General features: G+C 60.1%; 16 protein-coding genes. 6 read left to right on the forward strand and 10 right to left on the reverse strand.

Features of this window, described 5'->3' with window-relative positions; genetic code table 11:
• Positions 1-72: 72 nt before the first annotated feature.
• From KW062_RS14035 to KW062_RS29270, 4 genes are all read left to right on the forward strand, one after another.
• Positions 73-2,457, forward strand: a complete 2,385-nt coding sequence (locus KW062_RS14035; protein ID WP_105756103.1) for a hypothetical protein — start codon at positions 73-75, stop codon at positions 2,455-2,457.
• 60 nt (positions 2,458-2,517) lie between these two features.
• Entirely contained in the window at positions 2,518-5,406 is a 2,889-nt protein-coding gene (locus KW062_RS14040; RefSeq protein ID WP_105756102.1) for a hypothetical protein, read from the forward strand.
• Positions 5,407-5,496: 90 nt separating this feature from the next.
• Positions 5,497-9,429 (forward strand): RHS repeat protein, encoded by a 3,933-nt coding sequence (locus KW062_RS14045; protein ID WP_218424857.1) that lies wholly within the window; start codon positions 5,497-5,499, stop codon positions 9,427-9,429.
• Entirely contained in the window at positions 9,429-10,316 is an 888-nt protein-coding gene (locus tag KW062_RS29270) for an RHS repeat-associated core domain-containing protein (RefSeq protein WP_105756100.1), read from the forward strand. The genes KW062_RS14045 and KW062_RS29270 overlap by 1 nt, the downstream gene beginning before the upstream one ends.
• 72 nt (positions 10,317-10,388) lie before the next feature.
• Here the strand turns inward: KW062_RS29270 and KW062_RS14055 are convergent, their stop codons facing one another.
• The 10 genes from KW062_RS14055 to KW062_RS14100 form a co-directional block, all read right to left on the reverse strand.
• Positions 10,389-11,138, reverse strand: a complete 750-nt coding sequence (locus tag KW062_RS14055; RefSeq protein WP_105756099.1) for a response regulator transcription factor — start codon at positions 11,136-11,138, stop codon at positions 10,389-10,391.
• Positions 11,139-11,189: 51 nt separating this feature from the next.
• Positions 11,190-11,474 carry a helix-turn-helix domain-containing protein gene (locus KW062_RS14060; protein ID WP_105756101.1) on the reverse strand — a complete coding sequence of 95 codons (285 nt, stop codon included), beginning with the start codon at positions 11,472-11,474 and terminating at the stop codon, positions 11,190-11,192.
• 436 nt (positions 11,475-11,910) lie between these two features.
• Entirely contained in the window at positions 11,911-12,885 is a 975-nt protein-coding gene (locus tag KW062_RS14065) for an NAD(P)-dependent oxidoreductase (RefSeq protein WP_105756098.1), read from the reverse strand.
• 21 nt (positions 12,886-12,906) lie between these two features.
• Positions 12,907-14,202: an MFS transporter gene (locus tag KW062_RS14070; RefSeq protein WP_105756097.1), complete on the reverse strand. Its 1,296-nt coding sequence runs from the start codon at positions 14,200-14,202 to the stop codon at positions 12,907-12,909.
• 65 nt (positions 14,203-14,267) lie between these two features.
• Entirely contained in the window at positions 14,268-15,239 is a 972-nt protein-coding gene (locus KW062_RS14075; protein ID WP_105756096.1) for a sugar kinase, read from the reverse strand.
• Positions 15,232-16,014: a sugar phosphate isomerase/epimerase family protein gene (locus KW062_RS14080; protein ID WP_105756095.1), complete on the reverse strand. Its 783-nt coding sequence runs from the start codon at positions 16,012-16,014 to the stop codon at positions 15,232-15,234. Before KW062_RS14080 ends, KW062_RS14075 begins: the two co-directional genes overlap by 8 nt.
• A 99-nt stretch (positions 16,015-16,113) precedes the next feature.
• Positions 16,114-17,139, reverse strand: a complete 1,026-nt coding sequence (locus KW062_RS14085) for a LacI family DNA-binding transcriptional regulator (RefSeq protein ID WP_105756094.1) — start codon at positions 17,137-17,139, stop codon at positions 16,114-16,116.
• A 112-nt stretch (positions 17,140-17,251) separates the two neighbouring features.
• A complete protein-coding gene (locus KW062_RS14090) occupies positions 17,252-17,893 on the reverse strand; it encodes a DUF1345 domain-containing protein (protein WP_218424859.1) in 642 nt (213 codons plus the stop codon).
• Positions 17,894-18,037: 144 nt separating this feature from the next.
• Positions 18,038-21,127 (reverse strand): efflux RND transporter permease subunit, encoded by a 3,090-nt coding sequence (locus KW062_RS14095; RefSeq protein ID WP_105756051.1) that lies wholly within the window; start codon positions 21,125-21,127, stop codon positions 18,038-18,040.
• 16 nt (positions 21,128-21,143) lie between these two features.
• Positions 21,144-22,301, reverse strand: coding sequence for an efflux RND transporter periplasmic adaptor subunit (locus KW062_RS14100; RefSeq protein WP_105756050.1), 1,158 nt, complete (start codon positions 22,299-22,301; stop codon positions 21,144-21,146).
• Positions 22,302-22,530: 229 nt separating this feature from the next.
• On the opposite strand from KW062_RS14100, the gene KW062_RS14105 reads away from it, so the two are divergent.
• Both KW062_RS14105 and KW062_RS14110 read left to right on the forward strand, forming a co-directional pair.
• Positions 22,531-23,232: a response regulator transcription factor gene (locus KW062_RS14105; protein WP_027620746.1), complete on the forward strand. Its 702-nt coding sequence runs from the start codon at positions 22,531-22,533 to the stop codon at positions 23,230-23,232.
• Between the two features lie 4 nt (positions 23,233-23,236).
• Positions 23,237-24,538, forward strand: coding sequence for an ATP-binding protein (locus KW062_RS14110; RefSeq protein WP_105756049.1), 1,302 nt, complete (start codon positions 23,237-23,239; stop codon positions 24,536-24,538).
• Positions 24,539-24,547 lie beyond the last annotated feature (9 nt).

Raw genomic sequence — 24,547 nt, forward strand, 5'->3', positions numbered from 1 at the left:
CGAGTACCTATTGATGGCGGCGGCTGCCGCGACCCTGGCGCACGGGAATACTACTTGAACGAGGGAAATGTCATGGCGACCTATACGAAGAAAGAACTGCTGGAATGGCTGGCAATCAAGCCTCGGACTGAAGGCTGGGGAGCGGTGGTCTCTTACAATCGCAATAAATGCAATCAATTGCTGGCGCAGGACTATATCAATAAGTTTACTTCCGACAGTTATATGGACCCGATCAACAAACCGGTGCCCACCGGCGATGCCAACTGGGAGCACCTGATCGATTGGGTCACGGATTGGCCGCGCCTGTCCTTTGAAGACAGTTCAAAGACCGCGGGCGGGGAAGTGCGCATGACGATGGCGGTCGTGGGCGGCGGCCAAGTGGCTATTGACAACGCGCTGGGCCATAAACGGGCTATTGCGATCAAGTCGCTGGATGCACTCGACCATCCCGAGTTGATTGCTGAAGAAGTGGCGCTTTCAAAAACCAGTGGCACGGTAGGCAAGGACACAGGCGAAGTCGTGTTGGACCTGGGCGATCCGGTAACAGCAAAGGGCAACTGGGAGTTGAGTTTTGCCAATACCCTGCATGAGCGGCGGCAAGGGGGGGCTTTCTTTAAAAAATACTATAGAGAAGCTGACCGGGAAAAACGGCTTTTCCGACTTGGCAAGATTGCTTATACCGATCAACAGTATTTGAAGCCGCAGTCTTTCATATTGCGGACCCTAACGGCACCGGGGGCTGCGTCACGGGGTTCCAGCAACTTTGGTGATGGGGTGGTGGAGCTGTTTGTTCGTATGGAGGGGGACGCAGAGGGTGGGATGCCACCCAGGGATGACTGGAAGAGTCTTATTCCGGATGATGGGGCAGGAGGGTATGACTGTGCTCTTTTACTCAGTAATAAATTACTGATGGAGAAGATTATTTACGCTGGGGTCCGTAGATCAGCGAACCCGATGCCGGCAGGTTCCGATTTTCTTCAGAGTGACACGTATTCACCAGGCTTTATCAAGTTGACCGCGAAGCCAGGGTTGTCCTTTATTCGCGTGCCCGGCGGGTTGTATGTTGGCGAAGACTATACTATTCAGGCCAATCCCGTTAATCCTGATCTTTTAATTGCATCAGTCAATCCATTGAGTGTTCGAACGTCTGCACATGAGGCAGAAAATGAATGCATTTTGCTAGAGTTTGCCGGTCGTGGACGTGATGTCAATCAATACCAGTATGTGCTCCGGAATATTGGAGGTTCGGGACCGCACCCGCAGAATGTTATTTTGCATTGGCGATATAAAACAAATATCAAGATAGGCATTAATCAACAGTCAGGTGCACTTGCGTTTGAACAGGCTGGGGAGCCTGAAGCTGATGCTGGCGTAGAAAATGCGGGCGTTACAGATGCCCGAGTTGTGCGGGAATTTGTGGCTATTAATAATGTAATTCGGCAAAGTATTTTGTTTGGTCTAAGACACCCAATACAAAGTGTGTTTTTTGCGTTAAAAGATATCGATGTATTTGTACTGAACAGCATTTTATTCAGTAACCACGAGTTGGTAAAACCCAAGGAAGTGAAAGTGCCGGGCGACCTTGCGCTATTCGGCCAAATCAGCTCTCCCTTCGCCATCACCCCCCAAGACCACCTGATGGGTCACGGCGCAACCCATACATTCAAAGTCGCACCCGAGTTCACCGGCACCGTGAAATGGAGCGTCAACGCCGTTCCTGGCAGCAAAGGCAGCTTCGGAGCGATCAACCCGGACACCGGCGTCTATACATCGCCGGCAATCGGCGCGATCGACGGCACTTTCGTGCGGGCCATTGTCACCGCCACCGATACGGCTTCCACATTCAGCAGTTCGAGCCTGGTGACGGTGGTTGTGCGCGATATTACCGTTAACCCGGTGGTGCAAATCTGCAACGCTTCCCCGGCTTCCGGAGCACCCATCACCCGGAGTCTGTCGGCCAATACCTTGGGCGAAGGTATTCTGGAATGGCGGGTCAAGAAAGGCGACGGCAGCATTCCGCTGCGGGCCGAGCCGGACGGCAAGAACACCTACACCGCCGGCCCGAAAAACAATGACGTTGACGGCACCTTTACGGTAGATGAAATCGAGGTGAAAAACGTCGCGACGGGTAAAACACAGACGGCCTATGTGGTGGTTAACCATTTTCCGCAGGATTTGAAAATGGTCGTCGATCTGGAGCAATCCTCGTTCCCTGCCGGCAAGGCCAAACTGAAAGTCACAGACAATCGTGATCGCCCGGTGACGGCTGAATTGGAAGTTGTCGCCGGCAACGGCAGTGTCGATAGTAGTTCAGGCATGTACACCAGTGATCCTTCTTCACCGCATCGATTTGCCTTGGTCAAGGCCACTCGAGACGACGACGACTGCTGGATTCTCCTGACCTATCCGTTGATCGAACTTCCTGATAAACCGGTTGATAATCTTTCTGACTATTGAGCGGCGGAACAGTTTGTTCTGCAGCAACATCGATATTGCTATTATTTTTGGAGAACTATCATGGCAGGCAATTCGCGCGCCTCTATTCTTGAAAAAATGAAAGCTGGTTCGATCACCCGTGGTTGGGGTGCAATTACCGTGTTCAACAGGACCCGACTGAACCGGATTCTTTTACAGCAGTGGATCGACAAGTATGACGGCAACGCGTATATGCCGCCTTTCTCGGGTACTGCCTTTACCCATGATGATAAAACTGAATATGCAGAGCTGTTCGACATTGTGTTGGGGGCGCCGCGACTTTCATTTGAAAGTGCCGATTTCAATAATTCGGCCGCCACGCTGACACTGAGTATTCTGTCCGGCACCTATACGTCGTACAGCACCGCTAACGCAATGACCACGCTGCTCAAATCATTTCCGATTACCGAGGCAATGAATTACACGGTAAAGGTTGAGGTTGATTTGGCGGTGGCAACCGGTGAAGTCGATTATTTGGGCCGAGTCATTCTCGATTTGTCCCGCGGGACAAAATTCGAGTGCGACCTGGCCGAATCCAGTGAAGCGCGACGGGCGCTCGGCAGGTATTTCGATGAACGCTTCAGAGCCCTTGATGCCCATCGACGGCAGTTCGTACTGGGATTGCTCGATCTCAACGGATACAACCCGCTGACGCCGAAGCGCTTCGAAATTCGTACTCAGGCCGCTCCGGGTGGCAATGACGTGAAATCCTCGACCTATCAGGACGGTGCGGTGGTGGTGTTCATCCAGGTCAAGGCCAGCGAGTTCGGGGGCGGCATGCCGCCCCCGGACTTCCCGTACCTGATCCCCGACGATCAGGACGCCCAGGGCGACATGTATTCGGCGACGGTGATTGTGGCCAAGGAGTTTGCTGCCCACGCCGACGAGGACAAGTTGGCGCTGATTTCCAGTCTGCTGTTTCCCGGCGAACAAAACGTATTCATCGAACGGGACCGGGATACACCGAATGACCTGGCGATTTTTGGCAACATTGACCCGTCCCGCACGGCGATTACCATCGACCCGCCGTTGCAGAGCCTGCAGGCTGGCAGCAGCCCCTTTCAATACCGCGCCCTTCGCGATGGCAAGCCGCTCAGTGGTGTGACCTGGAGCCTGCGCAGCCTGAACACCAATGGTTCTGCCGGGGAGATCGGGCGAACCAACGGGTTGTACATCCCGGTGGCTTTCGACCGTCTCGGTCGGGAAACGGTGCGCAACGTCATTACGGCGTCCTACACCGACCCGGCTACCGGCGTGCAGCATCGGGTCTCGGCCTTGCTGCTGGTGGTGACGGAGCCGATGTCGATTTCGCCGAGGTTCGTACCGATGTATTTACGCGGCACTCAGCAGCCGGTCACCCTGGTTGCTTCCACGGTGAGGGACGCCGCGTTGACCTGGAGTCAGCCTCAGCATGGCTCGTTGGTTGCCAGCGGTAATTCCGCTACCTATACGCCACCCGCACAGCCGTTGGCCGAGGACATCGTCGTGCAGCACATCGAGGCGCGAAATGGTGCAACCGGTGAGACGGTCAAGGCTTCGGTACTGTTGCTTAAATACGCCGTCGACTTTGATGTCACTCCAGGCTTTACACGGGGGCTCAACCGTTCGGCAACAATCCAGTTGGTGGAGAACGCCAGGCAACCCTCGCTCAAGCGTCGTTGGACGGTGTATGGCGAAGGGGCGGTGTCGGACGCCGGGTTGTATACCGCGCCTGCCACGTTCACTCACCCGGTGGCCGTTGTCGTCTGCGAACTGCTCGATACCGCGGGTCTGGTGCAGTATTACGGCTACAGCATCGTCGAATTGACCAATAGCCGCACAGAGGAGAGCTGGACGGGTCTGAAGACATTCAACATCAGGAAGATTGTCGACTCTGCCTATTCCAATGGCATGCAGCAGATGTCGGTGAAAATTCTCGTTGAAACATCGCCGGTGAGCGGAACTGTCTATGAATTGAACGAGGACGAAAAGGCCAGCATGAAGCTGGTGACCAAGGGTAACCGGGACGAATTGCCCTTCCTGGGGGTGGGTGAAGAAGGGATCGAAGCCGGCAGCCCGATCGTCTGGGCGACCAGTCTGGAGAGGAATCGATTCATCATGAGTTCGGCACCTCAATCCCAGGATGTGACACCGCCGGACAACGTGCTGGTTACGGATCTTGATCTATACGTGCATGTCCGGGGTCCAAGTCCGACTCAAGCGCCACCGATCGAACGATTCGTGGCGTCATTCACCGGCAGTAACGATCAGGGCACTTTTTATTCGGACCTTCATCCCAGCGAAAACAACAACGACGACGAGGGGCACGTGACGCTCAAGCCCGTAGTGCCGCCGGTGAAAGTGGCGAGCGATTACACCTTCAGGGACGACCGCGTGGCCGGGGGGGGCAAAGAGGGGCAAGGACGCCCCACCGGCCCTGGATGGGATCCGCTGCCAGCGGGCGAAAACGATTTCGACTACTTCCTCAAGACCACCGATTACTGGCGTGTGGGTTATAAACGCGAAGGCGCCCGGGACTTATTGTTTACCCGTTGTAATTTTGAAGGGCATCAGTCGCTGGTGCAGTGGGAAAGCGGGTACGGCAACGAGACAATGTTCAGTTATACCGGTTATGCGTTCCATACTTTTCCTCCCCAGCAGGAAAACAAACCAGAAAATCGCGTTATTTCGTTCGACGATATTCTTGGAAAGAGAGCGGTGCCTGTATTGAAGCCGGTTTATGAGAATGCAGAAGATCCGGTCTCCGGCCAGCTCATGCTGACATTGACGCGCGTTGATGATTTGCGTCGTTCGACGGCAACGGACTTGCTGGCGTTGAATGATATTTCGATAGTTGCAGCCTTGTTGGATCTGGAAGGCAATCGTCATCGGTTGAGCTTCAGGGTCGCGCCTGATAATCGTAATAAGTTGTTGTTGAATGTACTGACTTAATAGCAAGCGGCCGTGTGCGATGACTTCCTGTATCGCGCACGGCATCTTTTGAAAATGTGTTAACTATTCCACGTGTGAACGGTGATTTTCATGGCTGCGTCCACTGCTGTGCATTCCAATGCTTTCAACTTCCTCAGTTTCGTACAACCCGGGGTTGATCCACGCACCGGGCAATATACGGTCAACTTGTCTTTACCCGAAATAAAATGCAACGACCTCAGCGGCCCGGTGTTGCCCTTGAAACTGGGCTTCAACCCCCTCAATACCTTGAACACCGGCTTCGGTCTCGGTTGGGAACTCCAGCTCTCGCAATACGACCCCGGCACCCAAGTCCTGGCATTGTCCAGCGGCGAGACCTTCAAGGTCACCAACATGGTCGGTAACCGCCTGGAGATGCAAGAGCAGAAAATTAAAAGTTTCTTCTTTTACGAGGACGCCCCAGGGCTGTATCGGGTGGTGCACAAGTCCGGCATGACCGAAATGCTGCGGCTCGAGGGTCGCCTGGCGCTGCCTGAAACCCTTTACAGCGCCGAAGGCTACAAGATCAATCTGGCGTACCTGCCTTACGGCTCCGGCCTGCGCCGCTTGCACACCGTCACCGACGGCCAGGGCGTGGTGCTTGTGCAAGTCAATCTGCCGCAACCCGGTCACAGCGAAATCGAATTGCTTCTGCGCCCAGACGGCACCCCCGGCGGCGCGGCGGCCCGCTTCGTGATGAAGCTGCGTAACAGCGGGCCGGGCGACGAAGTGTATGAAGTGGTGTTGCCCACCGAAGAACAGGCGTCCTGGCGCTTCAAGTATCAAACCGAGAAAGGCTTGCATTGCATCACCGAGGTGTGGACCCCAGTCGGCGGCCACGAAATCATCGAGTACGCCGGCAACGGCCATGGTTTTCCGGGTAATGCGCGGGCGCCGTTGCCGAGGGTCTTCAAACATTCGATTCACCCCGGCTTTGGCCAGCCGACGCAGGAAGTGCACTACAGCTACGACAACAGCAACCTGCCGGGCAGCAGCTTCAACTTCATCGGCAACGGCTCCAGCATCAGTTGGACCGACGACGGCCTGGACAACCTCTACAAGATCACCGAGCGTTATCGCTACGGCACCACCGAAACCCACTACGCCGGCGGTGTGGCGGTGCGCAGCATCGAGCGCACCTTCAACCGCTTTCACCTGCTGACCGAGGAAAAGACCACCCAGGGTGACAAGGTGCATCAGGTGTTCACCACCTACTACGCCGATGACAATCTTGACGCGCCATTCAGCAACCAAAGCCCGCAGTGCCAGTTGGCCAAAATCGTGGAAACCCGCTGGAGTGTTGGCAGCACTGCGCGCTCGGAAAAGGTGCTGACCAGTTTCGACACCCACGGCAACCTTACCGAGCAGGTGCAGGCCAACGGCATCAAGGAAACCTACAGCTACTTCCCAGTTGGCGGAGTGCCCGGTGAATGCCCGCCCGACCCGGGCGGTTTCGTGCGGTCGCTGCGAGAGAAAACCGTGACCCCGGCCACTGGACAACAAGCCGGTGCACCGGTGTTGCGCACCCGTCACCGTTACGCCCTGATGCCACCGCTCAGGGGCTCTGTCAGCAACGACTGGCTGGTGCTGACCGAAGAGGCTCTGTATCAGGTCAACGGCAACCGGCAGAAGTTGCTGCAACAGCTGAAGTCCCAGACCTCCAACCGGCAGGAGGTGCTGCAACAACGGGTCGACCGGATCTTCAATCAGGAGGAGTTGCTGCAACAGCTGGTCTACCAGACCTTCAACCAGCCCGACAATCCGTTACTGCATGGTCGGCGCCAGCAGCAGGCCCTGACCCTCAACGGTCTGACTACCACTACCGACTACGCCTACGCAAAACTCAACAGCACCTTTGTGGGCGAAACCGTGTTGCAGACCACCGAGACCCTGACCGGTTTTGACCATGGCGTGGGCGGTAAACACACCCGCAAGATTGTCAACAGCGAAGATTCGTTGTTACACGGCCAGCCCTTGCTGACCCGCGACGACAACGGCGTGCAGATCCGCTACACCTATGATCGCTTGCACCGGGTGCTGAGCGAAACCGTGGCCCCTGGCGATGCCCTGTATGAAGGCGCCCGCAACTACCGCTACACCTTGACCAATGCCGACGGGCAACAGGCCAGCCAGATCGCCATCGACGTCAAGGGCGTGCAGACCCGCACCCTGTTCGACGGCCTTAACCGGGCGATCCAGGAGCAGCGCCAGGACACCGACAACCGCAGCGGCGTCCAGGCCGAAGCGTTTCGAGATACCTACTCCGCACGCTACAACGCCCTCGGCCAATTGGAGGAGGAAACCGAACTCGACTGGTGCAGTGCGCAGGCCCGCGACGATCTGATCCTGACCAGTCGCTACACCTACGACCAGTGGGGCGAGCAGTGCAGCGTGCTGCGCCCGGACGGTGTGCTCGAACACGAAGTCACCGACCCGGTCAAGCAAGTGACCACCACTTGGATCGAGGGCATGGGCAAGACTGTCACGCTGAACAACCTGTTCGAGAAGCCCGACTGGGTCAAGCGTTATGCCTTGGGTGATGACCCGAACGACCCGCGCGTCGAGCCACTGAGCGAACATCATCACCGCTACGACGGCCTCGGGCGCAGCACCGAAGAAACCGATGCCCTGAGCCGTACTACCCGTTATATCTACGATGCATTCGACCGGATGGTCAAAAGCACTTTGCCGGACGACGCGGTGGTGGAACGGCGTTATGCGCCACATAGCAGCGAGGACCTGCCTATCTGGATTGGCGTGAATGGCAAGGAGCTGGGCCAACAGCAGTTTGACGGTCTCGATCGCATGATTGAATCGATCACCGGCGGTCGCGTGACCACCTATGATTTCAATCCCGGGCTGACTCAACCTTACAAGGTCACCCGGCCCTCGAAGGAAGAGGTCGACTACACCTACTTGCCTGTTCTCGGTGAAGACCCGCTGGAGCGCTCCGCCAAGAACGGCGTCAAGGCTGAATTCAACTACGATGGGCAGAATGCCCGACTCAAGAGCTGTCAGGAAAACGGCCTGGCCCTTTCACGCGACTATTTTTCGACCGGGGAAATCAAGAGTGAAACCCGAACGGAAGCCGGCGGTGAAAGCTTCAGTATGTTCTATCACTACAGCCGCCAGGCCCGTTTGTTGAAGTACACCGATGTGCTGAACCAGGTTCAGCACCATGACTATGACAAGTCCACCGGCCTGCTTAAAAGTACGACGCTCGGCACCACCGTAGCCACCTTCACCTATAACGCCCAGGGACAAACCGAAACCATTCAAACCACCGACGGCGCGCAATCCCTGAAGATCAAGCTGACTTACGACGACCTCGGTCGCGAGGTATTGCGCGAGTTCGACTTTGGTGTGGCTCCGGCTCAGCAGTTGACCCAGGTCTATAACGCAGTTGACGGCTTGGTCGAGCGCATTCTGGAAGAGCAGGGCACAGGGGAAGTGCTGCGCCACGAGAGGTACGAATATGACGTTCGTGGGCGTCTTGAGTTGTACGAGTGCAGTGGAACTCAGCCACCGGTGGACCCTTATGGCAAGCCGATCGAACTGCAGCTTTTCATGTTCGATGAGATCGACAACATCGTGCTGGTGAAAACCTGGTCACCTGATAGCGATAATACTGCGGACTATGCATACGAAAACGAAAAAGACCCTGCCCAGTTAACGTCCGTGACCAACGATCATCCCGATTACCAGCCCCAGGTCATCGAGCTGCTATACAACGATAATGGCGAGTTGATCCGCGATGAAGAGGGGCGAACGCTCGGCTATGACATCCACGGTCGCTTGGAAACCATCAGTGCCTTAACCGATGAAGCACCTGACACCCATCTCTACGACCCGCTGGATATCCTTGCCAAAAAGAACGACGAGCAGCGCTTCTACCAGGATGGTCAGTTGAGCAACCTGATTCAGGGTGCCAATAGCAGCACTTTCATGCGTGGCAACAGCGAGGTGCTCGCAGAGCGCAAAGGCGGTGCTAACCCAAAGTCCTGATGCAGGCCCGCGACGACAAGAACAGCGTGTTGTGCGAGGTCAGCCGGGACAAACACGAAGACATCGCTTATTCGCCCTACGGTTATTCGACTGGCGGGGAGGGTGCGTTGGGGTACAACGGCGAACGGCGGGAGACACCGGGCGGCCGGTATCTGCTGGGCAATGGGTATCGAGCGTTCAGTCCGTTCCTAATGAGGTTTCATATTCCGGACAATAGGAGTCCGTTTGGCGACGGGGGGCTGAATGCTTATATGTATGTGATGGGGGATCCGGTGGGGTATGCCGATGAGACTGGGCATGTGCCTACTAAATTGGGTTTGTTGCTATCGGTTCTTATGAATGGCGATGATCTCGCCAAAGGAGGAAGAGGGCTCGCCAGCGGTGGGCGTACATTGTTTCGCGCTGCTGACGCGGTACCAGCAAACACAGTTGCATTCGCTCCAGATGACCTCCTTTCAGGATGGACAATGTCTACCGGTAGCAGGACAGCGCCAGCAAGTGCGAGCGGTGCAGTATCTTCGGGACGCTCCATTGCCAGCACTGGCAGGTCCGGGGCTGTGTCATCAACACCGGCCAGCCCTTTGGTGCGCGGCCCTGCCGTTGGAGCGAGCCGTGCACCGGATGCGCGCTCGGGCACTTTCTTTGATTCAAGGAGCGCGCCTGCGTCGCAAGTGCAAAAGACAGCGTCCAAGCCCCCCTCGGCACAGCCACCGGCACCGCGAGTACCAAAGCCAGTAACCAAAGAGCAATTCAAGAACATGTCATCCATTGCAAGGAACGATTACTTGAATAAAGGCGGGCTTGATCCGACAGGAGTCAAGTTTCATCAGGCACCACAACGTTCAGCGTTAGACGTGAGGCGCCCTGATAGAGATCGATTCCAGTAGTTCTGAGGTTGCTGAAGCGATCTGAGCGTATTCGCATTGTCGTGGGTACGCTTTCATTTCATTGCCCACGCATTAATCATTTAGCCCACTCACCCGAGCAAACTCCACCAACCCACCGTCATGGACCAGTCCCAACTTGTCCATGGCGGTTCTTTTTTGGCGGCTGATGGTTTTTTCGCTGCGGTTCAGTTGTGCGGCGATTTGCCGTCCGGACAGGCCCTGGACAAACAAGCGCACCACCTCCAGTTCCCGCTCCGAGAGGTGCACCGAAGGCGCTTGCAAACCCGACGTAGACAGGGTCTGCGTCTGCAGAATCTGCGCGAAGGTCGGGCAGAGGTACCGGCGTCCCTTGCTGACTGCGTTCACCGCGCGCTTGAGGTCAGCCAGCGGACTGCGTTTATCGAACAGTCCGCTGACGCCCACACTGAGCAACGCTTGCAGCAGCGAAGGGTTGCGCAGCATGGTCATCACGATCAAGGGCAGGTGACTGTAGTGCCGCCGCAGATAGCCCATTAGCGCCAGACCATCGGGAAAACGTCCGCAGGGCATCGAGTAGTCACTGATCAGCAGATCGCAAGAGGTCCGTTGCAGGTGGTCAATCAGTTCATCGGCGTTGTTGGCTTGGGCCACGATCGTTAAAGATGTACCTGGCGCTGCGCTCAGGGCTACCTCGGCGCCCACCAGTACCACCGGGTGGTCGTCGGCGATGATCACACGCAAAGGCGTATTTGAGCGTTGCCCATGCGACACCAGCCTGTCGTCACGGGCAATTGGACGGGCAAGGGTTGAGCATGAGGCGGGCGGTACATGTTCCGAATTCATGAAATGTCTCAACAGGGGTCGATGACACGCTGACCACTGCGTCCGGATGGTTCAGGGACTTGCAATCAAACCCAGTTCCATCGCCATGACCAGAGCGACCCAGCGTGACCTCACACCGAATTTTCGGCGGATGTTGCAAAAATGGTAATTCACACCCGCTTCGGTCCGACTGAGGATCCGGGCAATCTCCCAGGACGACTTGCCAGCGGCAGTCCACTGCAGGATTTCTTTTTCCCGAAGCGTCAGTTTGATGGGTTTCTCAGGGGCTTTCTCCTTGGGCAGCAAGGGTGGCGGAACGGGCAATGGATGAACTGCTACGGTGGCGGAACGGTGCATGGCTGAATCTCCCATTCATCATCAATGACGGCGTGGGCGCGGCGTAACTTTCCAACTGCAAAATGGCGTGCGCGGCCAACCTTCAGGCATCTGTAAAAGCTGCAGATACGGGATTCTTATAGCGTGATTCAGCTTGCTTGGAACCTGTCAAACCTGACAGGTAGCGCACTCTAATCGAGCGCGTGGGAAATGGCTGTCAGTCGTATCGCGTAGCGCTTGTAGGATCGATCTTGGAGTTCCCCCGTCCTACAGGATCTGCGGTAATTTCTTGAGTTATAAGCTTTTTATGCCCCCACAATTTCTCGGGCAGCCTTTGGGATAGGGCAAACGACGCCTCGATCAGCTAGCCGCCACAGGATCTGCAGCCAATGACCGTTCGTCGTTCGGGAGGCGCGGTCAGGTCTGCGCGCCTCGCCTGTTATGTTGGTCCCAGCCTTTAACGGACCGCCTGCGGATTGACCAGATTGGCCGGCCGTTGCCCCGCCATCGCCGCCAGCAAGTTGTCGACGGCACAGCGGGCCATGGCTTCGCGGGTCTCATGAGTGGCCGAGCCCATGTGCGGGGTGGCCACCACGTTGTCCAGACCCAGCAGTGGTGAGGCGGGATCCAGCGGCTCGCGCTCGAACACATCCAGGCCTGCTGCACGAATCTGCCGGGTTTGCAGGGCATGGATCATGGCCGCTTCATCGACCACCTTGCCCCTGGAGATATTGATGAAGATGGTCTCGGGACGCATCAACGCGAACTCCCGTGCACCGATCAGCCCTTCGGTCTCGGCGGTCAGCGGCAGCGTCAGGCAAACAAAATCGGCTTGCTGCAACAACGCGTCGAGGCTGCGGTATTGCGCGTCGAAGCGCTGCTCCACCGCCGGTTTCGGCGAGTGACTGTGGTACAGCACCGGCATGCCGAAGCCGAAGTGCCCGCGCTGGGCCAGGGCTTCGCCGATGCGCCCCATGCCGATGATGCCCAGGGTTTTGCCGTGCACGTCACTGCCGAAATGGGCGGGACCGATGTTACGGGTCCATTGACCGTCGCGCACCAGATTGGCCAGCTCCACCACCCGCCGTGCGCTGGCCAGGATCAGCGCGAAGCCGGTGTCGGCGGTGGTTTCGGTGAGCACATCCGGGGTGTTGCTGAGCAGGATACGCCGTTCGGTCAGGTAGTCGATGTCGTAGTTGTCGACGCCCACCGAGACGCTGGCGATGGCCTGCAGATTTGGCGCCAGGTCGAGCAATGCGGCGTCCAGTTTCAGGCTGGCGCCGAGCAGACCCTGGGCGCGGGGCAGGGCCTCGCGTAGCCGGGTCAAACCTTCGGCGTCGAGGCTGTCGATCAGCGTTACCTCGCACTGTTCGTGCAGGCGGGCCATCAATACCGGCGAGAGTTTTTTATATAAAACGACCTGCTTTTTCATGGGACTTGTCTCGTCATCAATTCAAGGGTGGGCGGCGCGGCGGCTCAGGGCAACGCCGGGCCGTTCACGGTCGCTGGTGCCGGTCTTCAGGCACAGGGTCAGTAGCACCGACAGCAGCAGCGAAGCGCTCATCAGCAAAAAGGACGCGCCAGGGGAGCCGGTGGCGCTGTTCAGGTAGCCCACCAGATAGGAGCCGCCGAACGAGCCGAGGGCGCCCATGCTATTGATCAGCGCCATGGCGCCGCCCGCGACGTTGGCCGGGAGGATTTCCGGGATGATCGCGAAGAACGGTCCGTAAGGTGCGTACATGCAGGCACCGGCCACGACCAGCAGGCCGTACGACCACCAGAAATGTTCGGCCCCCAGGGCGTAGGAGCCATAGAACGCCAAGGACGCGATCAGCAACGGCGGCCAGACAAAACGTTTACGTTTCTGCAGTTTGTCCGAGCCCCAGGACACCAGCAGCATGCCGATCACGGCCGCCAGATACGGTAAGGCCGACAGCCAGCCGGCCTCGATCATGTCCATCTGCGCGCCTTGCTTGAGGATCGACGGCAGCCACAGGACGAAGCCATAGACGCCGATGCTCCAGCAGAAAAACTGCAAGGCGAGGACGATGACTTTTGGCGAACGGAAGGCTTCGGCGTAGTTCTTCACCGCCTTGATCCCCACCTGCTCGGCCGCCAGGGCGCTTTCCAGATCGTGCTTTTCCTGGTCGTTGAGCCACTTCGCTTGCGCCGGACGATCATCCGCCAGGCGCCACCAGATAAAGGCCCAGAGCACTGCGGGCAAGCCTTCAACAATGAACATCCAGCGCCAGCTGTAGTGCTGCACCAGGTAGCCGGACACCACCGACATCCAGAGCATGGTCACCGGGTTGCCGAGGATCAGGAAGGTATTGGCGCGCGAGCGTTCGGCGCGGGTGAACCAGTGACACAAGTAAATCAGCATCGCCGGCATCACCGCGGCTTCGACCACCCCGAGCATGAAGCGGATGACGATCAGCCAGTAGGCGTTGGACACCACCCCGGTCAGGGTCGCCAGGCTGCCCCAAAGGATCAGGCTGACGAAGATCAGTTTCTTCACGCTGTTTTTCTGCGCGTAGATTGCCCCGGGAATCTGGAAGAAGAAGTAGCCGAGGAAAAACAGCGCGCCGAGCAACGACGACAGCCCCGGGGTGATCATCAGGTCGGCGGCCATGCCGGAGGCGGCCGCGAAGCCGTAGTTGGCGCGGTCCAGATACGCCAGGCTGTAGGTGATAAAGACAATCGGCATGATGTACCACCAGCGGCGGGTGGCGAGTTTCGGCGTTTGCATGGGTCGTGCTCCTGAGCTTGTTGTTTTTGTCGCAGCAGGTTGGGTGTTCAGATTTTCAGTGACTGTTAGGGCCTCATCGCGAGCCTGCTCGCGATAACGGTTTCAAATTCAACGACCATCTCAGCCCGAGTGGGCAGCCCCTCCATATCCCCCCGACTCTGCACCGCACGACTGCCAATCCAGTTCGCACGCTGCACCGCCTCGGTCAGGCTGCAGTTCTCCAGCAGGGCGCTGATCAGGCCCACGGCAAAGCCGTCGCCAGCACCGACGGTGTCGACAACCCGGGCCACCGGCACGGCGGCGACGAAGCCCTGCTCAGACTGGCTGCGGTAATAGGCGCCCTCAGCCCCCAGTTTGATCACCACGGCCTCGGCGCCCTGATCCAGGTAGAACCCGGCGATATCGGCCGGCGTGTCGAACCCGGTGAGCAACCGGCCTTCGCTCAAGCCAGGCAGCACCCACTGGGCGAGGGCGGCGAGGCGGTTGATCTCGCGGATCATCTGTTGCTCGCTGGACCACAGCGACGGCCGCAAATTGGGGTCGAACGAGACACTGCGGCCGGCGCCACGCATCTGCGTCATCAGCTCAAAAGACAGCGCCCGCGCACTGTCCGACAGCGCCGGCGGAATACCGGTGGCATGCAGGTGCCGCGCTTGCAGCAGGCTCGGCGCGATGTGGGCGGGTGACAGGCGACTGGCTGCCGAACCACGGCGGAAATACTCCACCTGCGGATCGGCGCCGTCGTCTTCGCGGGATTTGAACTGAAAGCCGGTGGGGTGCGCGGGATCGATTTCAACCTGCGCGCAATTCAGGCCTTCGCCTTGCAGGGTGTCGAGGACAAAGCGTCCAAGGGAATCGTTGCCGACCCGGCTCAACCACGCCACCTGGAACCCCAGGCGCGACAGACCGATGGCGACGTTACTGTCGGCCCCGGCGATGCGCTTGTGGAAGTTCATCACCTGGGCCAGGTCGCCGGTTTGCTCGGCGACCAGCATGGCCATGGTTTCGCCGAAAGACAGGATATCGATCTCAGACATGGGCGTGCTCCAGCCGCGCCTGGCCCAATTGGGCGAGGAGGGCGACGTGTTCACCGGTCAGGTGCTGCAGGTCATCGGCCTGCAACGGATATTCCACGGCACGGGCAAGGCCGTGGGGCATGTGCCGTAGCAACTGCTCCCACGTCTGCACATCGGCTGCCGTTGGCGGGATCGCCACCAGCTTGCTGTCGGCCCGACGGGTCACCGCCTTGCAATGCACGTAGCCAACATGCCGCCCGAGCAGACGCGCGGCGCTGGCGGCGCACTGGTCCTGCCACTGCCAGTTGCCAATGTCGAAGGTCATCTGCACCGGCAGTTGCTGTTGTTCGATCCCATCGAAAAAACGCTGGAAGGGTTCGATGCGCCCGCCGTGCAGGGTCTGGTCGTTTTCCACCAGCAACTGCACGGGGTGTTCGGCCAGCACTGCTGACAGGTGCGTGAGATCGTTGTTCTCGGTGAAGTAACCCAGGGAGACCTTCAGCCATTTCGCACCAAACGCCTGCGCCCGCTTCAGGGTGGCGGACAGCAGCGGATTGGCCTGCGAACGCCCGGCCACCCACAACTCCAGGGGCGAGGAATACACCGCCTCAAGCCCCCATTGCGCGACGGCCCGGGCCAGATCCCTTGGGTCTTCACTGGTCAGCAATTCTTCGCGCCATTCGATGCGTTGCGCCCCGGCTTTAGCCAGAATCTCAACAAACGCCAACTGCCCGCGCGCCCGCACAAGGTCGGCGCCGTAGCTGGAAAGGCTGATGGAAACAGCAGGTTTGTTCATTGTTCTATCCCTCTGAAACCGGTTTCATTTTTACCCAAAAAAAACAGCTCGCGCGCACCTACTGTGGGAGCGAGCCTGCTCGCGAAGAGGCCCTCACAATCACCCCAGAACCCCCCGCGTCGACCCCCGCACCACCAACCGTACCGAAAAATCCACACTCCTGATCGGCCCCTGATCGCCCCGCAAACGCTTGAGCAGGCAATCAAACGCACTGGCACCAATCGCTTCGGTCGGCTGGGCAAGCGCAGTGATGCCGCTGCCCACCAACGGGTACCAGTCCAGGTCATCAAGGGCGATCAGGCCAACCTCGCCGAACAGATCGCAACCCAGCTCACGCAACGCGCGGGTGGCGGCGAGCGCGGCTATGCCGTTGGCGCAGAACAAGGCTTTCGGGCCGTCTGCCGGGGCGGCGAGGAAGGTCTGGATACGGGATTGCAGGTCGTCGCCGGTCTCGATCGCCGCACCGCGCAGTAACGGGCGCTTGGCGATCTGCTGGTGAAAACTGTCGACCCGCTCGATCCGCGAACTGGTGCCGTCGTGGGGTTCGCTGACCAGCAGCACGTCGCGATAGCCCTGCTCCTGAAGATGACTCAGGGCAGTGTCGACGGCGCCCGGGTTATCCAGGCCGACCAGGTCGCTGTGCAACTGCTCGACCTTGCGATCCACCAGCACCATGGGCATTTCGCGGTGCAGTTCGCGGAGCAGGTCGGGGTGATGGCCGAGGGTGTTCACGATCAGGCCTTCGATGTTGTACGAGCGCAGGGCCGCCAGGTGCTGGCTTTCCTGCTCGTCATCGCGGTCGGTGTTGCACACCACCAGGCTGTAGCCGTGCTGGCGGCAGGCGGTTTCCACGCCATGCATCACGGCAATCGAATAGGGGTTGCGGATATCCGCCAGGAGCATGCCGATCAACCGCGTGCGCCCGCGTTTCAGGCCGCGAGCCATCTGGTTCGGGCGATAACCCAGCTCGCTAATTGCCTGCTCGATGCGCAAGGCCGTGGCCTCGGAGAGCAGGGCGCGATCCTCGCCGATAAAACGCGACACGCTGGCCTTGGAGACCCCGGCACGTTCGGCGACATCAAGCATGGTCACGCGGCTGCGTTGGGCGGCGGAAAAACTGTTCACGATGGACGACCTGTTTTTGGAATTATTAGGTCTCAGAGTCTGAAACCGGTTTCAGAAGACACCAAAAGCCATTGGCTCGTCAAGAGGGGGGATGAACATGGAGATAAAAGGCTCAGCCAAACAAGCCTGCGGCGATGTTGATCGAGAAGCCGAGAATCGCGGTGTTGAACACGAAACCGATCAGCGACTGGGCGAGGACGATCTTGCGGATGTCACGGGTGGCGACGCCGACATCAGCGGTTTGCACCGCCACGCCGATGGTGAAGGAGAAGTACAGGAAGTCCCAGTAATTGGGCTTTTTCAGTCCGTCGGCAAAGCGCAACGCCGGTTCCTTGCCGTCCCAGGTGTAGAACAGCCGGGCGTAGTGCACGCTGAAAATCATCCCGATCAGCAGCCACGAGCCGATCACCGTGACACCGGTAAACCCGTAGCGCAGCAACTTGTGCGAGGTGTCGAGGCTGCCGGTGCCGGCCAGCTCGACGGTGATCGCCACCAGACTGGCGATGGCCGCGATACAGACGATCAACAGCACCGCCCCGGCATTTTCATCCTCGACTTCGGCAATGCGCTCGACCTCTTCGGCGCGGGCGCGAATGGTCAGCCACAGCATCAACACCAGGTAAGTCCAGACCCCTGCATTCCAGCCAATGAGGATCTTGCTCACCAGGGCATCGGCGGGCGCCACAAGGCCTACTGCTATGCCCAGCAGTGCGGCGGCGGTGAGGCGGGGGTGGGTGCGTAGCGGGTGGGGCATGGGCGGGTAGCCTCCTGGGCGGCTCGGATCACCTGTAGGAGCCGGCTTGCCGGCGAAGGCGGTGTCCCATTCAACATAGACGTTGAATGGAGCACCATCTTCGCTGTGATGCGTCATCCAGACAAGCCAGCCCACAGGTGTTGGTCAACGCGATCTGCGCACCAGTTTCATCACCACCACAAAAAACACCGGCACGAACACCACCGCCAGGGTCGCAGTGATCATTCCGCCGATCACCCCGGTGCCGATCGCCTGCTGGCTGGCCGAGCTGGCACCGGTGGCAATCGCCAGGGGTACCACGCCGAGGATGAACGCCAGCGAGGTCATGACGATCGGCCGCAGGCGCAGGCGCGCGGCTTGCACCGTGGCGTCGATCAGGTCGTGGCCCTCGTCGTACAGGCTCTTGGCGAACTCGATGATCAGGATCGCGTTCTTCGCCGAAAGGCCGATGATGGTGATCAGACCGACCTTGAAGAACACATCGTTGGGCATGCCGCGCAGGGTCACTGCCAGCACCGCACCCAATACCCCCAGCGGCACCACCAGCAGCACCGAAGTGGGAATCGACCAGCTCTCGTACAAGGCTGCCAGGCACAGGAACACGATCAGCAGCGACAGCCCCAACAGGATCGGCGCCTGGCTGCCGGAGAGACGTTCCTGCAGCGACAACCCGGTCCATTCCTGACCCAGGCCCACCGGCCCCAGCGCCACCAGGCGCTCGATCTCCGCCATGGCTTCACCGGTGCTGTGGCCGGGCGCCGGCTCGCCGGAAATGCTCACCGCCGGGTAGCCGTTGTAGCGGGTCAACTGACTTGGCCCCTGGGTCCACTCGGCACGGACGAAGGCCGACAGCGGCACCATCTTGCCGTTGCTGTTGCGCACGTGGATCTTCAGCAAATCCTCGACCTGGCTGCGTTGGTCCCCTTCGGCCTGGACCACCACCCGCTGCATCCGGCCCTGGTTGGGGAAGTCATTGACGTAGGCCGAGCCGACCGCGGTGGACAGCACGTTGCCGATATCGGCGAACGACACCCCCAGCGCGTTGGCCTGCTTGCGGTCGACGATCAACTGCACCTGCGGCGCTTCGGCCAGGGCGCTTTCACGGACGTTGGCGAGGATCGGGCTTTTTTCCGCGGCATCCAGCAACGCGGTGCGCGCCGCCATCAGCGTGCTGTGGCCCAGACCTCCACGGTCCTGCAGACGAAACTCGAAGCCGCTGGAGGTGCCGAGGCCATCCACCGGCGGCGGCAGTACCGAATAGGCCACGGCGTCCTTGATCTGGCTGAAGGCGATGTTGGCGCGGTCGGCAATCGACGTCGCCGCGTCATCGCTGCCGCGCTCGGACCAGTCCTTCAGTGTGCTGAAGGCCAGGGCCGCGTTCTGTCCGCTGCCGGAGAAACTGAAACCGAGGATCACCGTGCTGTCGCCAATCCCCGGTTCGGTGGCGTTGTGCGCTTCGATCTGCTCCACCACCTGCACCGTGCGGTTCTTGCTCGCACCCGGTGGCAGCTGAATGTCGGTGATGGTGTAGCCCTGATCCTCAACCGGCAGGAACGAGGAGGGCAGGCGGGTGAACAGCACGCCGAGACCCACCAGCAGCACGCCATAGATCAGCAGGTAACGGCCGCTGCGTTTCAGCGCATAACTGACCCAGCCCTCATAACGCACCGTCAGCTGTTCGAAGCGCCGGTTGAACCAGCCGAAGAAACCGGTTTTTTCGTGGTGCTCGCCCTTGGCGATGGGCTTAAGCAGGGTGGCGCACAGGGCCGGGGTCAGGGTCAGGGCGAGGAAGGCCGAGAACAGGATCGAGGTGGCCATCGACAGCGAGAATTGCTGGTAGATCACCCCCACCGAGCCCTGCATGAAGGCCATCGGGATAAACACCGCCACCAGCACCAGGGTGATGCCGATGATCGCCCCGGTGATCTGCTGCATGGCCTTGCGCGTGGCTTCCTTGGGCGACAGGCCTTCGCTGACCATGATTCGCTCGACGTTCTCCACCACCACAATCGCATCGTCCACCAGAATGCCGATCGCCAGGACCATGCCGAACATGGTCAGCACGTTGATCGAGAAGCCCAGGGCTAGCATGGTCGCGAACGTACCCATCAGCGCCACCGGCACCACCAGGGTCGGGATCAGTGTGTAGCGGATGTTCTGCAGGAACAGGAACATCACCGCGAACACCAGCAGCATCGCTTCGCCGAGGGTGTAGACCACTTTGGTGATCGAGACCTTGACGAAGGGCGAGGTGTCGTAGGGTATCTTGTACTCGACGCCCGCAGGGAAATAGCGCGCCAGTTCGTCCATCTTCGCCCGCACCAGGGTCGCGGTGTTCAGCGCGTTGGCACCGGGTGCAAGTTGCACGCCGACGGCGGTGGACGGTTTGCCATTGAGACGGGTAGAGAACTGGTATTCCTGACTGCCGATTTCCACCCGCGCCACATCGCCGACGCGCACCGTGGAACCATCGGGGTTGGCCTTGAGGACGACATCGGCGAATTCTTCCGGACTCGACAGCTGCCCCTTGACCAGCACCGTGGCGGTAATTTGCTGCGTGCTGCGGGTCGGCAGGTCGCCGATGCTGCCGGCCGAGACCTGGGCGTTCTGCGCAACAATGGCGGCGTTGACGTCCGCCGGGGTCAGGTTGAAGGCAATCAGTTTCTGCGGGTCGATCCAGATCCGCATGGCCCGTTCGGCGCCGTACAACGAAGCCTTGCCGACCCCGTCCAGGCGCTTGATTTCGTTCATCACGTTGCGCGCCAGGTAGTCGCTGAGCGCCACGTCGTCGAGCTTGCCGTCGCTGGAGGTCAGGGTGATCAGCAGCAGAAAGCCGGCCGAGACTTTTTCCACCTGCAGGCCTTGCTGGATCACCGCCTGGGGCAGCCGCGACTCCACCACCTTGAGGCGGTTCTGCACATCGACCTGGGCCAGTTCGGGGTTGGTGCCGGGCTGGAAGGTCGCCTTGATGGTCGCCGAACCGAGGCTGCTCTGGGATTCGAAATACAGCAGGTGGTCGGCGCCGTTGAGTTCTTCCTCGATCAGGCTGACCACGCTTTCGTCGACGGTCTGCGCCGACGCGCCGGGGTACACCGCGTAGATCTCGATCTGCGGCGGCGCCACGTCCGGGTACTGGGCCACGGGCAGTTGCGGGATGGCCAGGGCACCGGCCAGCAGGATAAACAGCGCGACCACCCAGGCGAATACCGGGCGGTCGATAAAGAATTGCGGCATAAAGTCTGCGTCCTGCCTACTGCCCGATGACCAGGGCCTTGGAAAGAGGGGTGTCGTCGATCTCTACTTTTTCACCCGGGCGGGCGTGTTGCAGGCCTTCGATGACAATGCGGTCGCCGGGCTTGAGGCCCTCGGTGACAATCCAGCGGTCCTGTTGCGCCTGGCCCAGTTGCACCGGCTGCTGGCTGACCCGTGCCTCGCTGTCGAGCAGCAGCACCTGGGCGATGCCGGCGCTGTCCCGCAGGATCGCTCGTTGCGGCACGCTGATGCCTTGCTGGTTCACCGCCTGCTCGAGGCGCACGCGGATGAAACTGCCGGGCAGCAGGTCGAGGTCGGGGTTGGGGAACTCGCTGCGCAGGATGATCTGGCCGGTGCCTGGGTCGACGCTGATGTCGGCGAACAGCAGCTTGCCGGGCAGTGGGTAGAGGCTGCCGTCGTCCTGAATCAGCGTGGCCTTGGCCTGGCCCTGGCCGACCTGCTGCAACTGGCCGGCGCGGAAGGCGCGGCGCAGTTCGTTCAGTTCACGGGTCGACTGGGTGACGTCGGCGTGGATCGGGTCCAGTTGCTGGATCAGCGCCAGTGGCGTGCTTTCGTTATGCCCGACCAAGGCGCCTTCGGTGACCAGCGCGCGGCCGATGCGCCCGGAAATCGGCGCGGTGACGGTGGCGTAGCCCAGGTTCAGTTTGGCCCGCTGCACGGCGGCCTGATTGGCGGCGACGTCGGCGGAGGTCTGGCGTGAATTGGCGCGGGCGTTGTCGTATTCCTGGGCACTGACCGCCTTGTCGGCGATCAACTGGGCGTAGCGCTGCTCTTGCAGACGGGCCTGGAAGGCATTGGCTTCGGCCTTGCGCAAAGCGGCCTCGGCGCTGTCCAGATCGGCCTTGAACGGCGCCGGGTCGATGCGAAACAGCACCTGGCCCTGCTTGACGTCGCTGCCTTCGCGAAACGCCTGTTGCAAGACCACCCCGGCGACCCGGGCACGCACTTCGGCGATCCGTGGCGCGACGATTCGCCCGCTCAATTCGCTGCTGATCGACAGCGGTCGGGCTTCGATGGTTTCGATGCGCACGCTGGCCAGCGGCGCGCTTTCCTCGGCGGTGGAGGACTTGTCGCAGGCGCTCAGCAGCAGTGCCAGGGCAATCAGGCTGAGCGGCGCGAACAGGTGCTTGGACATGGAAATACCCCAATAATGACCCGAGCATGCTACGGGCAGCCGCACAGGGTAGCGGTGAAGTTTTGTACTGGCTGTGTGAAATTGTGTGAAGGTTTTGCTCAGGAGGCGTTGGGGGCGTATATCCTAGATTTCTTTATTGCGGGCAATCTCATGCCCCCTGTTGGAGCGAGCAGGCTCGCTCCAAGGGTTCGTCACCCCCCAGGCACTCCCCCATTTTTTCGGAACACCCATGCCCAACATCCTTCTGGTCGAAGACGACCCCGCGCTCGCTGAACTGATTGCCAGCTACCTGGAACGCAACAGTTATCACGTCAATGTGATCAGTCGTGGCGACCAGGTGCGTGAACGGGCGCGGCTCAGTCCGCCGGATCTGGTGATCCTCGACCTGATGCTGCCCGGTCTCGATGGTTTGCAGGTCTGCCGCCTGCTGCGCGCCGATTCGGCGAGCCTGCCGATCCTCATGCTCACCGCCCGTGACGACAGCCACGACCAGGTGCTGGGTCTGGAGATGGGCGCCGACGACTACGTCACCAAACCCTGCGAACCCCGAGTCCTGCTGGCCCGAGTGCGGACCTTGTTGCGCCGTAGCAGCCTCAACGAGCCGCAGACCGCCAGTGACCAGATTCTCATGGGCAACCTGTGCATCGACCTGTCCGAACGCACGGTGACCTGGCGCGCGCAGCCGGTGGAGTTGTCCAGCGGCGAGTACAACCTGCTGGTGGTGCTGGCGCGGCATGCCGGTGAAGTGCTCAGCCGTGACCAGATCCTGCAACGCCTGCGCGGCATCGAATTCAACGGCACCGACCGCTCGGTGGACGTGGCGATTTCCAAGCTGCGGCGCAAGTTCGACGACCATGCCGGCGAGGCGCGCAAGATCAAGACCGTGTGGGGCAAAGGCTATCTGTTCAGCCGCTCCGAATGGGAATGCTGAGGCCATGCTCCGTGCCCTGACGCGCCTGTACCTGATCACCATTGTCACCTTCAGTGCGGCGATTTACCTGGTGCCAGACCTGGTGGTGTCGGTGTTTCACGAGCGCTTTTCCAGCTACAACCTGGATCACTCCAGGGGTGTGCAGAACCTGCTGGTCAAGCAGTTCCACGATGTTCCGCACGAACAGTGGCCGGTGCTGGCAGCGCAGCTCGATGAGCAGTTCAAGCCGTTGCGCATTGCCGTGGTGCCCATCCGCGATGGCGATTTCAGCGAGCACGAACGCTCGCTGTTGCAGGGCGGCGAAATGGCCGTGCGCACGGGTGACTGGGGCTGGCGCACCATGGCCATGGCGCCGCTGGACGCTACCACCGCGCTCAAACTGATCGTGCCGCCGGACCCGCTGGACGTCGCCTTGCTGTACTGGGGCATCAACGTGCTGATCGGCGCGGCGCTGCTGGCCTGCCTGTTACTCTGGTTGCGCCCGCACTGGCGTGATCTGGAACGCCTGAAAAACACTGCCGAACGCTTCGGCAAGGGTCACCTTGGCGAGCGCACTCTGTTGCCGCCCACCTCCAACATCGGCAGCCTGGCAAAGGTGTTCGACACCATGGCGGGCGACATTGAAAACCTGCTGAATCAGCAGCGCGACTTGCTCAACGCGGTCTCCCACGAGCTGCGTACACCGCTGACCCGCCTCGATTTCGGCCTGGCCCTGGCACTCTCCGATGAGCTGCCGGCGGCCAGTCGCGAGCGTTTGCAGGGGCTGGTGGCGCATATTCGCGAACTGGATGAACTGGTGCTGGAACTGCTGTCCTACAGCCGCCTGCAGAATCCGGCGCGCTTGCCGGAGCAGGTCGAGGTGTCGCTGGACGAATTTATCGACAGCATCCTTGGCAGTGTCGATGAAGAGCTGGAGTCGCCGCAGATCGTTATCGATGTGCTGCTGCACGGTCATCTGGAACGCTTCAGCCTTGACCCTCGGCTGACCGCCCGGGCCATCCAGAACTTGCTGCGCAACGCCATGCGCTACTGCGAAAAACGCATTCAGATCGGCGTGCAGGTGACGCCTCAGGGCTGTGAAATCTGGGTCGATGACGACGGCATCGGCATCCCCGAGGACGAGCGCGAACGCATCTTCGAGCCTTTCTACCGCCTCGACCGCAGCCGCGACCGCGCCACCGGCGGCTTCGGCCTCGGCCTGGCCATCAGCCGCCGCGCCCTCGAAGCGCAGGGCGGCAGCCTCACAGTCGAGGCCTCACCCCTGGGCGGCGCGCGCTTCAGGTTGTGGTTGCCGACGTTGGCGTGAGCACCCCAG

Origin of the sequence: Pseudomonas fluorescens (assembly GCF_019212185.1) — a bacterium.
In the GTDB taxonomy this organism is placed as follows: domain Bacteria; phylum Pseudomonadota; class Gammaproteobacteria; order Pseudomonadales; family Pseudomonadaceae; genus Aquipseudomonas.